The sequence below is a fragment of the Paracoccus marcusii genome, assembly GCF_028621715.1.
Lineage (GTDB): Bacteria > Pseudomonadota > Alphaproteobacteria > Rhodobacterales > Rhodobacteraceae > Paracoccus > Paracoccus marcusii.
Genome location: NZ_CP117466.1, coordinates 2,760,362 through 2,773,678, shown reverse-complemented (window position 1 = coordinate 2,773,678; position 13,317 = coordinate 2,760,362). Strand labels below are relative to the sequence as shown.

The window sequence follows — 13,317 nt, the reverse complement described above, 5'->3', positions numbered from 1 at the left end:
TCCCCCTCAGACCGATTTGCCGCGGAACAGGCCGGTGGGCCTGAACAGCAGGACGACGATCAGGATCACGAAGCTGACCGCGAATTTGTATTCCGTGCCCAGAAGCTGCATCAGCCCGCCGGGTTCGTACCAAGGGGCCAGATAGCCCACGACCTTGACCCACGGATAGGTCACCGCCACCTCGGAGAACGCGACCAGGAACCCGCCCGCGATGGCGCCAAGCGGATTGCCCAGGCCTCCGACGATCGCCGCAGCAAAGATCGGCAGCAGGATCTGAAAATAGTTGAAGGCCTTGAACGACTTGTCCAACCCGTAAAGCGTGCCCGCGATGGTGGCCAGCGCGGCCGCGATGATCCAGGTCAGGCGCACGACGCGTTCCGGGTCGATGCCCGACAGCAGGGCCAGATCCTCGTTGTCGGAATAGGCGCGCATGGCCTTGCCCGACTTCGTGCGGTTCAGGAACCAGAACAGCGCGATCATCACGATCAGCGCCACCCCCACGGTCAGCGCCTGGGTCGAGCGCAGCGCCAGGCCTTCCTCCAGCCCGGTCATCTCGCGGAAATCGCGGACCGCGATCAGGAAGCGCGCGCCGTCGTCAAAGCGGATCTCGTCCACGCCGATCAGGATGCGGGTCAGGCCGTTCATCACGAACATCACGCCGACCGATGCCATCACCAGGATGATCGGCGCGGCCTTCTGCCGGCGATAGAATTTATAGACTGCGCGGTCGGTGCCCAGCACCAGCAGCGCCGTCAGCGCGATGCCAAGAGGAAGGGCGATCAGCGCCGTGGGCAGCGGGCCCGCGCTGATGCCCAGGGATTGCAGCCCCCAGGTCAGCAGGATCACGATGCCCGTGCCAAAGGCCATGGTGTCGCCATGCGCGAAGTTCGAAAACCGCAGGATGCCATAGATCAGCGTGACGCCCAGGGCGCCAAGCGCCAGCTGCGCGCCATAGGCGGCGGCCGGGATGAAGACGAAGTTCAGAAAGACCACAAGGGCGTTCAGGATATCCACGGCTCAGCCCCCCAGGAAGGTGCGACGCACCTCGTCGTTCTGCATCAGGTCGGCCCCGGTGCCGGTATGGGCGTTCGCGCCCTGCACCAGCACATAGGCCTTGTCGGCGATCATCATCGCCTGGCGTGCGTTCTGTTCGACCATCAGCACGGGCAGCCCGCCCCGCGCGATGGCGATGATGCGGTCGAACAGCTCGTCCATGACGATGGGGCTGACGCCCGCGGTGGGTTCGTCCAGCATCAGCACCTTGGGTCGGGTCATCAGCGCACGACCAACGGCGACCTGCTGGCGTTGACCGCCCGACAGTTCGCCCGCGGCCTGGCGGCGCTTGGCGGCGACGGCGGGGAACAGGTCATATACCTGCTCCATCGTCGCGCGGATGTCGTCGCGGCGGATATAGGCGCCCATCTCCAGGTTCTCCTCGACCGTCATGGACGGGAAGATGTTGTTGACCTGCGGGACGAACCCCATGCCCGCCTTGACCCGGTCCTGGGGGTTCAGCGCGGTGATGTCCTGACCGTTCAGCCGGACCGATCCCTGGCGCAGGTTCAGCATGCCGAAGATGGCCTTCATCGCAGTGGACTTGCCCGCACCGTTGGGGCCCACGATCACGGCGATCTGGCCCTGTTCGACCGCGATGGTGCAGTCGTGCAGGATGTCGGCGCCCTTGCCGTACCCGCCGGTCATCGCCTCGCCGATCAGAAATGGATCGCCCGCGCGACCGGCGCCCACCGGTCCGGACCGCCGTGTGCCGTCGATCTGGCCCATCCCCTTGATGTTCACCACCGAGGCGTCGCGGTTGCCGCGATTGCCAAAGCCTGCGTCGCTCATGCGCCCACCATGTCCTTGTTCTTCAGGCCGGTGCCCAGATAGGCCTCGATCACCGCCTCGTTCTTCATGATGTCCTGGGCGCTGCCCTTGGCAAGAACCTTGCCCTCGGCCATGACGATCACCGGGTCGCACAGCTTGCCGATGAAATCCATGTCATGCTCGATCACGCAGAAGGTATAGCCGCGTTCCTTGTTCAGACGGATGATCGCGTCGGCGATGGTCATCAGCAGGGTGCGGTTCACGCCCGCGCCGACCTCGTCCAGGAAGACGATCTTGGCGTCGACCATCATCGTGCGGCCCAGCTCCAGCAGCTTCTTCTGGCCGCCGGACAGGTTGCCGGCCTTCTCATGGGTCAGGTGGCGGATGGTCAGGAAGTCCAGAACCTCGTCGGCCTTGCGCTTCAGTTCGGCCTCCTCGCGCTCGATCCGGCCGCGCTGGAACCAGGTCTTCCAGATCGTCTCTCCGGATTGCGCGCCGGGGACCATCATCAGGTTCTCGCGCACGGTCATCGAGCTGAACTCATGTGCCAGCTGGAAGGTGCGCAGCAGACCCTTGTGAAACAGCTCGTGCGGCGGCAGGCCGCTGATGTCCTCGCCGTCCATGAAGACGCGGCCCGATGTCGGGGGCAGCACGCCCGCGATCACGTTGAACAGCGTCGACTTGCCCGCGCCGTTCGGCCCGATCAGCCCGGTGATCGAGCCGGTCTCGATCGTCAGGCTGGCGCCGTCCACGGCGCGAAAGCCGCCGAAATGTCTGTGAAGATCCTCGACACGGATCATGCGTCACCTTCCCTGTCTTCACATTCCTGGTGAAGATATGCCGTCAAGCGGCTGTTATCTTTGCAAAACGGCCCGGCACCAAAATGGTGCCGGGCCGCCTGTTCAGGTCTGCGATCAGCGATAGCCGACCACTTCCAGCTTGCCGTCGGTGAACTGGATCTCGCGGAAGGTGCCCGCGGATTCGCCCGGACCCACCAGCTCGACCGAGGTGCCGCCGACATAATCGACGTCGCCGCCGCCGTTGATGATCTCCAGCGCCTTGGCCAGTTCGCCCGGCAGGATCTCATCGCCGGGGCCGTTGGCCACGTCCATGATGTGCTCCTTGTAGACCGCCGGGTCCGACGACTTGGCCTTGGCCATCGCCAGCAGCATCAGCGCCGCCGCGTCATAGGCCTCGGCCGAAAAGGCGCCCGAGCCGTCAAAGCCCGCGGTCTCGGCCATCGCCAGATAGGCCTCGCGGCCTTCGCCCTCGGCTGCGGGGTTCTGACCGAAGCTGCCCTCGATCTCCGATCCGAAGTTGTCCTCCAGCGCCTGGCCGACCATGCCGTCCGGGAACACGAAGGTCTCGAAGGCGCCGCTGTCCAACGCGCCGCGCACGATGCCCGAGCCGCCCTGGTCGACATAGCCCACCACGACCAGCGCATCGCCGCCCGCGGCCGACAGGGCCGCGATCTCGGCCGAATAGTCGGCCTTGCCGTCGTCATGCGCGCTGTTGACGGTCACGGTGCCGCCATTGGCGGTGAAGGCCGCGGCAAAGCTGTCCGCCAGGCCCTTGCCATAGTCGTTGTTCGTATAGGTCACGGCGACGGTTTCGATGCCGCGGTCGGCGATGATCTGGGCCATCACCTCGCCCTGGCGGGCATCCGACGGGGCGGTGCGGAAGAACAGGCCGTCATCCTCGATGTCGGTCAGCGCGGGCGAGGTGGCCGACGGAGAGATCATCACGATGCCGTTCGCCTTGGCGACGTTCTCCAGCGAGGCGATGGTCTCGCCCGAGCACATGCCGCCGATCAGACCCTTGATGCCTTCGGATGCGATCAGACGCTCCACCGTCGCGGTCGCCGCGGCGGCGTCGATGCAGGTGCTGTCGCCCGTGACCGCCACAACGGTCGACCCGTCCAGCAGGAGGCCGGAATCGCTGACCTCCTTCATGGCCATCTCGGCGCCCTGCTGCATTGCGGGTGCCATCGATTCCAGCGGACCGGTGAAGCCGAGCGAGATGCCCAGCTTGATTTCTTCGGCGCCCGCGGCACCGGCCATCAGCGCCCCGGCGGCGGTCGCGAGAAGAAGCTTTTTCATGTGGAAGTCTCCCAGTTGGAACATTGTCCTGCGCGTCAGGTTAGAAGCGCAACATTCAAAAAGAAAGTGCGTTGTCGCGCGTATTTGCATGGTTTTTGGACAGGTTGACGTGTGACGCAGGGGCAACTTTGGACCGCCTGATCGCCCCTCGCTTCAACACGGCTTTGGGGCGGTCGGCCGTCGTCGTGGTCATCCCGTTCCGAATGGTGCCAACGGCGTTTCACAGGGTGTAGTGACGTCGGACGTCATCGCCGCTGTCGCAGAGCATCCGCCTAACTTGTGCAGCGGTTACGTCCCTGAAAATGCCACGTTCGAACCTGACATCCGCACTGGTCATCCTGTCAACCATGCCCCCGATGGCGGACCAACACAGAGGGGCAATGCACGGGTGGTCGGTTGCCACGACGCTTGCGACGAAGCGCGGCGGCAACCGTCCGTCGCGGCCTACTTGTCCGCGACCGTCACGCCCAACACGGGCTGATAGATCTGCGCAATCCGGGCGATGGCCTCCTGCGGAGAGACTTCCTCGGTCTGGCCGGTGCGGCGGCTGGTCAGCTCGACCTTGTTGCTAGTCAGGCCGCGCGGACCGACTGTGATGCGCCATGGCAGGCCGATCAAATCCATCGAGGCAAACTTTGCCCCGGCGCGTTCGTCGCGGTCGTCGTACAACGGGTCCAGGCCGCGGGCCTGCAGTTCGGCATAGATCGCGTCGCAGGCGGCGTCGGTGGAATTGTCGCCCTGCTTGAGGTTGACGATGCCGACGTGGAAGGGGGTCACACCCTCGGGCCAGATGATGCCCTTGTCGTCGTGGTTCGCCTCGATGATCGCGCCCAGCAGGCGCGACACGCCGATGCCGTGGCTGCCCATGTGCACGGGAACCTGCGCACCGTCGGAGTTGCGGACCATTGCGCCCATCGGTTCGGAATACTTGGTCCCAAAATAGAAGATCTGCCCGACCTCGATGCCGCGCGCGGTGCGGCGGCGTTCCTCAGGGACCTGGGCATAGACGGCCTCGTCATGCGTCTCGTCGGTGCGGGCATAGCGGCTGGTGAACTCCTCCAGCACGGCCTGGCATTCCTCGACGCTGTCATAGTCGATGTCCCGGTCGCCAAAGGTCAGGTCGGTGATCTGGCTGTCATAGAACACCTCGGATTCCCCGGTCTCGGCCAGGACCAGGAATTCGTGGGTGTAATCGCCGCCGATCGGGCCGCCATCGGCGCGCATCGGGATCGCCTGCAGGCCCATCCGCTCATAGCTGCGCAGATAGCTGACCAGGTGGCGGTTGTAGGCGTGCAGCGCGTCTTCCTTGGTCAGGTCGAAATTGTAACCGTCCTTCATCAGGAACTCGCGCCCACGCATCACGCCGAAGCGCGGACGGATCTCGTCGCGGAACTTCCACTGGATGTGGTACAGCGTCAGCGGCAGATCCTTGTAGCTGCCGACATGGCTGCGGAAGATGTCGGTGATCATCTCCTCGTTCGTGGGGCCGTACAGCAGGTCGCGCTTGTTGCGGTCCTTGATGCGCAGCATCTCCTCGCCATAGTCGTCATAGCGGCCGCTTTCGCGCCACAGGTCGGCGGGCTGCAGCGTGGGCATCAGCATCGGGATGTGACCGGCGCGAGCCTGCTCCTCGTGCACGATCTGCTCGATGCGCCGCAGCACCTTGAAGCCCAACGGCAGCCAGGAATAGATGCCCGCCGTCTGCTGCTTGATCATGCCCGCGCGCAGCATCAGCCGGTGGCTGACGATCTGCGCCTCTTTGGGGTCTTCCTTCAGCACGGGCAGGAAATAGCGCGACAGACGCATGGCACGGGTCCTTCAAAGCGGTTCGGTCCGCAGCGTTACCGGATCGGTCCGGCCTTGCCAAGCATCGCGCTTGCAACCAGACGCACGGGGCGGCACATTCGCCGCAGGTTTCTGGACAAGGGTCGAACCATGCGCATCCCCGTACGCAAGCAGGTCATGTGGTGGGGCATCGCGGCGCTGACGTTGCTGGTGACGCTGTGGCTGCTGGGGCAGGCCGTCCTGCCGTTCATCCTGGGGGCTGGCATCGCCTATCTGCTGGACCCGCTTGCCGACCGTCTGGAACGCGCGGGCCTGTCGCGCACCATGTCCGTGGTGGTGATCACCTTTGCGGTCGTGCTGGCCTTCGTCGCCATCGTTCTGCTGGTCATGCCGATCCTGGTGCGCCAGGCCACCGCCCTGATCGAGACCGCGCCGGAGATGATCAGCCAGGCGCGGGGTTTCCTGGACACGCGCTTTCCCAACCTGATCCCGCAGGGCGACGGGCTGCAGCAGACGCTGACCGACCTGCAGGCGACGATGGGCGATCAGGCCGCACGGCTGGCATCGACCGTCCTGGGATCGGTCACCGGCGTCCTGGGGACCGTGGCGCTGCTGGTCATCGTGCCGGTGGTCGCGTTCTATCTGCTGCTGGACTGGGATCACCTGGTCGCGGCCATCGACGACCTGCTGCCGCGCGAACATGCGGCGACCATCCGCCAGCTTGCCGCCGAGATCGACGACGCGCTGTCCGGGTTCCTGCGCGGGCAGGGGGTCGTGATCGCCATCCTGGGGACGTGGTACGCGCTGGCGCTGATGCTGGTGGGCCTGCCCTTCGGCTTCTTCATCGGGATCATGGCGGCGGTCCTGTCCTTCATCCCGTATGTCGGGGTGCTGATCGGGGGCGCGACGGCCATCGGCGTGGCGTTGTTCAGCTTCTGGGGCGATCCGCTGTGGATCGGTGCGGTCGTCGCGATCTTTGCCCTGGGCCAGATCGTCGAGGGCAACTATCTGCAACCCAAGATCGTCGGCGGCCATGTCGGCCTGCATCCGGTCTGGCTGCTTCTGGCGCTGTCGGTCTTCGGCGCGCTGTTCGGCTTTGTCGGTCTGGTCATGGCGGTGCCGATGGCGGCGGCGCTGGGGGTGCTGGCGCGGTTCCTGATCGCGCGCTATCGCGAAAGCTCGCTGTTCACCGGGCAGGCATTGCCGGCGGAACCGTCGCAGCCGATCCTGGTCGAGATGGTTCCCGCGGGCACCGTGGCCGCACGGATGCGCGCCGCGCGGATGGATGCCGACCGCGCCCGCAGCCAGCAGCAGATCGAGGCCATGCAGGAAAACCTGGCGCGCCGCGACCTGCAAGGCTGACGGGTTGAGCCTGTTTCCGCCCTCGCGCCAGCTGACGCTGGACCTGACCACGCCGCCCGCCCATGCGCGGGCGGATTTCCTGCCCGCGCCTGCCAACCATGCCGCGCTCAAGGCGCTGGACCGCCCCCAGGACTGGCCGGCGGGCCGGATGCTGCTGATCGGGCCCGAGGGGTCGGGCAAGACCCATCTGGCGGCCTTCTGGGCGGCCGAGAACGGCGCGCGCCGCATCAGCGCCTCGGCCCTGCGCCCCGATGCCGCCGATCTGCTGGCCGCCGACGGCGGCGCCGTGGTGGTCGAGGATGCCGACCACGCGGGCTTTGCCGCGGGGGCTGAACAGGCGCTGTTCCATCTGTGGAACCTGTGCGGACCCCGCGACTGCCTGCTGCTGCTGACCGCACGGACGCCGCCGCGGGACTGGGGACTGGTGCTGCCCGATCTGCGGTCGCGCATGGATGCGATGCCGCAGGTGCGGCTTGGGTCGCCGGACGAGGCGCTGATGGCCGCGGTACTGGTCAAGCTGTTCGCGGATCGCCAGCTGGCCGTGCCTGCGGGGCTGATCGACTGGCTGGTGCTGCACATGGATCGCGACTTGGGCCTGGCGCGTCGGCTGGTCGCGGCGATGGACCATGCGGCCATGGCGCAGAAGGGCCCGGTGACCCGCCGGATCGCGGCCGACCTGCTGGACAAGCTGTCCGAGGGTGACGCATGATCGCGTCCACGCCAGCCGCCGGACGATCATGACCCAAGCCGATTTTCTTCGCACGCCGTTCCCCGAACCCAAGACCCTGCCCGAGGGCGTTCCCGAAGGCGCCGCACGGTTCTTCAACCGCGAGCTGTCCTGGCTGTCGTTCAACTGGCGCGTCCTGGACGAGGCGCGCAATCCCCGCGTGCCGCTGCTGGAGCGCCTGCGCTTCGTGTCGATCAGCGCCACGAACCTGGACGAGTTCTACACTGTCCGCGTGGCTGGCCTGCGCGAACTGGTGCGCGAGGGCAGCACCACGCCCTCGGATGACGGCCTGACACCGGCGGAACAGCTGGCCCTGATCAACGCCGACGCGCGCCGCCTGATGGGCGCGCAGCAGAGCGTCTGGAACACGCTGCGCAAGGAGATGGAGCAGGCGGGCATCGTCATCCTGTCCCGCCAGCGCCTGACCCGCGCCGAGGAGGAGTTCCTGAACGGCCATTTCCAGAACCTCGTCTTTCCGGTCCTGTCGCCCTTGGCCATCGACCCCGCCCACCCTTTCCCGTTCATCCCGAACGCGGGCTTTTCGCTGGCGCTGGAGTTGGCGCGCGAGACCGATGGCCGCAAGATGCAGGCGCTGTTGCCGATCCCCGCGCAGCTGCCGCGGTTCGTGCCCCTGCCGGGCGGGCAGCGGTTCCTGCGGCTGGAGGATCTGCTGCTGATGCATCTGTCCAGCCTGTTTCCCGGCTATCGCGACACGGGCCATTGCAGCTTCCGCGTGCTGCGCGACAGCGATCTGGAGGTTGAGGAGGAGGCCGAGGACCTGGTCCGCGAGTTCGAGACCGCGCTGAAGCGGCGCCGTCGCGGCAGCGTCATCCGGCTGAAGATCACCGCCGGCGCCCCCGACCGCCTGCGCCGCCTGATCATGGAGGAGCTGGAGGTCAGCCCCGACGAGGTGATCGAGGTCGAGGGCCTGCTGGGCATGGCCGATCTGCGCGAACTGGTGCTGGACAGCCGCCGCGACCTGATGTGGCCCGCCTTCACCCCCCGTGTCCCCGAGCGGATCCAGGACCATGACGGCGACATGTTCGCGGCGATCCGCCAGAAGGACATGCTGCTGCATCACCCCTACGAGACCTTTGACATGGTCGTGCGCTATCTGGCGCAGGCGGCGCGCGACCCGGACGTGCTGGCGATCAAGCAGACGCTGTATCGCACCAGCCGCGACAGCCCCATCGTCGATGCGCTGTGCGAGGCGGCCGAGGCTGGCAAGTCGGTGACCGCGCTGGTCGAACTCAAGGCCCGCTTCGACGAGGCCGCCAACATCCGCCAGTCGCGCCGGCTGGAACGGTCGGGCGCGCATGTCGTCTATGGCTTCGTGAACTACAAGACCCACGCCAAGATCAGCACCATCGTGCGGCGCGAGGGCGAAGGCCTGGTGACCTATACCCACTACGGGACCGGCAACTATCACCCGATTACCGCGCGCATCTATACCGACCTGTCGCTGTTCACCTGCAACCCGGCCCTGGGCCGGGACGCGACCAAGGTCTTCAACTATCTGTCCGGTTATGTGCAGCCCGCAGGGCTGGAGAACCTGTCGATCTCTCCGATCGACCTGAAGTCGCGGCTGATCGACCTGATCGGCCGCGAGGCCGAATATGCACGCCAAGGCCGCCCCGGCGCGATCTGGGCCAAGATGAACTCGCTGATCGAGAAGGACGTGATCGAGGCGCTGTATGCCGCCAGTGCCGCAGGTGTCCGCATCAGCCTGATCGTCCGCGGCATTTGCGGAATCAGGCCCGGGATCAAGGGGTTGTCAGAGAATATTCGTGTGAAGTCGATCGTCGGGCGCTATCTGGAACACAGCCGGATCGTGTGCTTTGGGTCCGGCCACGGCATGCCGTCGCCCAAGGCGCGGGTGTTCATCAGTTCGGCCGACTGGATGGACCGCAACCTGAACCGCCGGGTCGAGACGCTGGTCGAATGCGTGAATGACACGGTCAAGGCGCAGATCGTCAACCAGGTCATGGCCGCCAACATGGCCGACGAGGCGCAAAGCTGGTTGTTGCAGCCGGATGGCCGTTTCCTGCGTTACCTGCCCGAGGGGCGTGACGATCTGTTCAACTGTCATCGCTTCTTCATGGAAAACCCGTCCCTGTCGGGACGGGGAACGGCGGGCGCGCGTGACGTGCCGGCCCTGACCCATTCGGCGGATTGACGGTTTGGCCCCGCCGGGCCACTTAACGGGCGACCAAGGACAAGGGGCTGCAAGATGAACGGCGTACGCACGACAAGCGGCCAGACGATCGAGCCATTCGGCGGCAAGTTCCGCAAGCTGCCCAAGCGGTCCCTAAAGCGGATCGGCGTGGTGGATGTCGGATCGAACTCGATCCGGCTGGTGGTGTTCGACGGGGCGGCGCGCTCGCCCGCCTATTTCTACAACGAAAAGGTCATGGCGGGTCTGGGCCAGGACATGGCCCGCACCGGCCGCCTGAACCCCGAGGGGATCAAGCGCGGCTTTTCCGCGCTGGCCCGTTTTGCGGCGCTGGCCCGCAGCATGGACATCGCGCCGCTGACCTGCGTCGCGACTGCCGCCGTGCGCGAGGCCGAGGACGGCCCCGCCTTCCAGCGCCGCGTCGAGAAGGAGACCGGCCTGAAGCTGCACGTGATCGACGGAGAGGAGGAGGCCCGGCTGTCTGCGCAGGGCGTCCTGCTGGGCTGGCCTGACGCCAAGGGGCTGGTTTGTGACATCGGCGGCAACTCTATGGAGCTGGCGGAGGTCGCAGACGGCAAGGTCGGGCGGCGCGTGACGTCGCAGCTTGGCCCGTTCCGCCTGCAGCAGGTCGCCCCCGATCAGCTGCGCGCGCATATCACCACGATCCTGCGGGGGCTGGCCGAAAAGCTGGGCACCGATCACGACCGGATCTATCTGGTCGGCGGGTCGTGGCGCGCCATCGCGCGGCTGGACATGGAGCGCGTGGGCTATCCCATGACCGTCCTGCACGAATACCGCATGACCCCCGACGCCGTCGCCGACACCGTCGCCTGGATCGGCAAGCACGACCTGGGCACGTTGCGTGCCAAGGTCGGCATCTCCGCCTCGCGGATCGAACTGGTGCCGCTGGCCTCGCAGGTCCTGTCGCAGATGATAGAGGTGTTCGGTCCCAAGGAGCTGGCGGTGTCCAGTTATGGCATTCGCGAAGGGCTGCTCTATGAGCACATGTCGACGACGCTTCGCAAGCGCGATCCCCTGATCGAGGCGGCGCGCTTCACCGAAAAGCAGATGGCCCGCCTGCCGGGTTTCGGCAAGAAGCTGTACCAGTTCCTGCTGCCGCTGTTCCCGAACCTGACGCCCCAACGCGACCGCCTGATGCGGGCGGCCTGCCTGCTGCACGACACCGCATGGCGCGCCCACCCCGATTACCGGGCCGAGGCCTGCTTCGACAACGTCACGCGCGCCAACATGGCGGCGCTGAGCCACCCCGAGCGGATCTTCCTGGGGCTGGCGCTGCTGCACCGATACAAGAACAACCGCGCGGAATCGCAGATGGCGCCGCTGTTCGCGCTGCTGGATGACGACGAGATCCGCGCGGCCGAGATCCTGGGCAAGGCGATGCGCTTTGGCGCGATGTTCGCGATCGACGATCCGTCCGATGCGGCCAGCTTGCGGCTGACCCCGGCCGGCACGCTGGAACTGCGCCTGACATCCACTGGCCGTCACCTGATGGGCGAGGTCGCGCAGTCGCGCTTTCTGTCGCTGTGCAAGTCGATCGGCGTCGTCGGCATCGTCAAGTAGATGGGCCATCGGCCCTGTCGGATGCGAAAAGGGCGCCCCGCGGGGCGCCCTTTCCTGTTCTGCCAAGGGGCAGGGGGATGATTACATCATCCCGCCCATGCCGCCCATGTCGGGCATGCCGCCGCCGGCACCGCCCTGGCCCTTGGGCTCGGGCTTCTCGGCGATCATGGCTTCGGTCGTGATCAGCAGGCCGGCCACCGACGAGGCGTCTTCCAGCGCGGTGCGGACGACCTTTGCGGGGTCGATCACGCCGAACTTGAACATGTCGCCATATTCCTCGGTCTGGGCGTTGAAGCCGAACGACTTGTCGGACGACTCGCGGACCTTGCCGGCCACGACGGCGCCGTCGACGCCTGCGTTTTCGGCGATCTGGCGCATCGGGGCCTCCAGCGCGCGACGGACGATGGCGATGCCTGCGTCCTGGTCGCTGTTTGCGCCGGTCAGGCCTTCCAGAACCTTGCCGCCCTGCACCAGAGCCACGCCGCCGCCGACGACAACGCCTTCCTGGACAGCTGCACGGGTCGCGTTCAGCGCGTCATCGACGCGGTCCTTGCGCTCTTTGACCTCGATTTCGGACATGCCGCCGACGCGGATCACGGCAACACCGCCGGCCAGCTTGGCCACGCGCTCCTGCAGCTTCTCCTTGTCGTAGTCCGAGGTGGTTTCCTCGATCTGCTGACGGATCTGGCTGACGCGTGCCTCGATCTCGGCCTTGTCACCGGCGCCATCGACGATGGTGGTGGTGTCCTTGTTGATCGTGATCTTCTTGGCGCGGCCCAGCATGTCGATGCCGACATTCTCCAGCTTCATGCCCAGGTCTTCGCTGATGACCTGACCGCCGGTCAGGATCGCCAGATCCTGCAGCATCGCCTTGCGACGATCACCAAAGCCCGGTGCCTTGACGGCAGCGATCTTCAGGCCGCCGCGCAGCTTGTTGACGACCAGCGTGGCCAGAGCCTCGCCCTCGACGTCTTCCGAGATGATGACCAGCGGCTTGCCCGACTGGATGACGGCTTCCAGCAGCGGAACCATCGGCTGCAGCGACGACAGCTTCTTCTCGTGCAGCAGGATGTAGGCGTCTTCCAGATCGGCGACCATCTTGTCGGGGTTGGTCACGAAGTAGGGCGACAGGTAGCCGCGGTCGAACTGCATGCCCTCGACGACTTCGACCTCGGTCTCCATCCCCTTGTTCTCTTCGACGGTGATGACACCCTCGTTGCCGACCTTCTGCATCGCGTCGGCGATCTGACGACCGATCGAGGCTTCGCCGTTGGCCGAGATGGTGCCGACCTGCGCGACTTCGTCGCTGTCGTTCACCGGGCGCGAGGCGGCCTTGATGGCCTCGACGACCTTCGAGGTGGCCAGGTCGATGCCGCGCTTCAGGTCCATCGGGTTCATGCCGGCGGCGACCGCCTTCATGCCTTCCTTGACGATGGCCTGAGCCAGGACCGTCGCGGTGGTGGTGCCGTCACCGGCCTCGTCGTTGGTGCGCGAAGCGACTTCGCGGACCATCTGGGCGCCCATGTTCTCGAACTTGTCGGACAGTTCGATCTCTTTGGCGACCGACACGCCGTCCTTGGTGATGCGGGGCGCACCGAAGGACTTGTCGATGACCACGTTGCGGCCCTTGGGACCAAGCGTGACCTTGACGGCATCGGCCAGGATGTTGACGCCGCGCAGCATGCGGTCGCGCGCGTCGGTGCCGAACTTGACTTCTTTAGCAGCCATGGAAAATCTCCTGAATGTTGGGGGAGGGAAGCGTCTTG

10 protein-coding genes are annotated in these 13,317 nt (G+C 66.1%); 4 read left to right on the top strand and 6 right to left on the bottom strand.

Going from position 1 to position 13,317, the window contains the following annotated elements; genetic code table 11:
• Positions 1–6: 6 nt before the first annotated feature.
• From PRL19_RS13715 to proS, 5 genes are all read right to left on the bottom strand, one after another.
• Positions 7–1,014 (bottom strand): branched-chain amino acid ABC transporter permease, encoded by a 1,008-nt coding sequence (locus PRL19_RS13715; protein ID WP_045981210.1) that lies wholly within the window; start codon positions 1,012–1,014, stop codon positions 7–9.
• 3 nt (positions 1,015–1,017) lie between these two features.
• Positions 1,018–1,845: an ABC transporter ATP-binding protein gene (locus PRL19_RS13710; protein ID WP_084693643.1), complete on the bottom strand. Its 828-nt coding sequence runs from the start codon at positions 1,843–1,845 to the stop codon at positions 1,018–1,020.
• Positions 1,842–2,624: an ABC transporter ATP-binding protein gene (locus PRL19_RS13705; protein WP_045981209.1), complete on the bottom strand. Its 783-nt coding sequence runs from the start codon at positions 2,622–2,624 to the stop codon at positions 1,842–1,844. The genes PRL19_RS13710 and PRL19_RS13705 overlap by 4 nt, the downstream gene beginning before the upstream one ends.
• A 114-nt stretch (positions 2,625–2,738) precedes the next feature.
• Entirely contained in the window at positions 2,739–3,923 is a 1,185-nt protein-coding gene (locus PRL19_RS13700) for an ABC transporter substrate-binding protein (RefSeq protein WP_273743286.1), read from the bottom strand.
• Between the two features lie 444 nt (positions 3,924–4,367).
• Positions 4,368–5,729 carry a proline--tRNA ligase gene (proS, locus tag PRL19_RS13695; RefSeq protein ID WP_127898619.1) on the bottom strand — a complete coding sequence of 454 codons (1,362 nt, stop codon included), beginning with the start codon at positions 5,727–5,729 and terminating at the stop codon, positions 4,368–4,370.
• A 129-nt stretch (positions 5,730–5,858) separates the two neighbouring features.
• Between proS and PRL19_RS13690 the strand changes: the two genes are divergently transcribed.
• The 4 genes from PRL19_RS13690 to PRL19_RS13675 are packed head-to-tail and all read left to right on the top strand — an operon-like array spanning position 5,859 to position 11,551.
• Entirely contained in the window at positions 5,859–7,070 is a 1,212-nt protein-coding gene (locus PRL19_RS13690; protein WP_273743285.1) for an AI-2E family transporter, read from the top strand.
• A 4-nt stretch (positions 7,071–7,074) separates the two neighbouring features.
• The gene (locus PRL19_RS13685; protein WP_331497796.1) at positions 7,075–7,779 is read left to right on the top strand and encodes a P-loop NTPase family protein; all 705 of its coding nucleotides are present in this window, start codon (positions 7,075–7,077) and stop codon (positions 7,777–7,779) included.
• Between the two features lie 28 nt (positions 7,780–7,807).
• Complete coding sequence (locus PRL19_RS13680) at positions 7,808–9,973, top strand: RNA degradosome polyphosphate kinase (RefSeq protein ID WP_273743284.1); 2,166 nt, start codon at positions 7,808–7,810, stop codon at positions 9,971–9,973.
• Positions 9,974–10,027: 54 nt separating this feature from the next.
• A complete protein-coding gene (locus tag PRL19_RS13675) occupies positions 10,028–11,551 on the top strand; it encodes a Ppx/GppA family phosphatase (RefSeq protein WP_273743283.1) in 1,524 nt (507 codons plus the stop codon).
• A gap of 81 nt (positions 11,552–11,632) precedes the next feature.
• On the opposite strand, the gene groL is transcribed toward PRL19_RS13675, so the two are convergent.
• The gene (gene groL / locus PRL19_RS13670) at positions 11,633–13,279 is read right to left on the bottom strand and encodes a chaperonin GroEL (protein WP_045981206.1); all 1,647 of its coding nucleotides are present in this window, start codon (positions 13,277–13,279) and stop codon (positions 11,633–11,635) included.
• Positions 13,280–13,317: the final 38 nt, after the last annotated feature.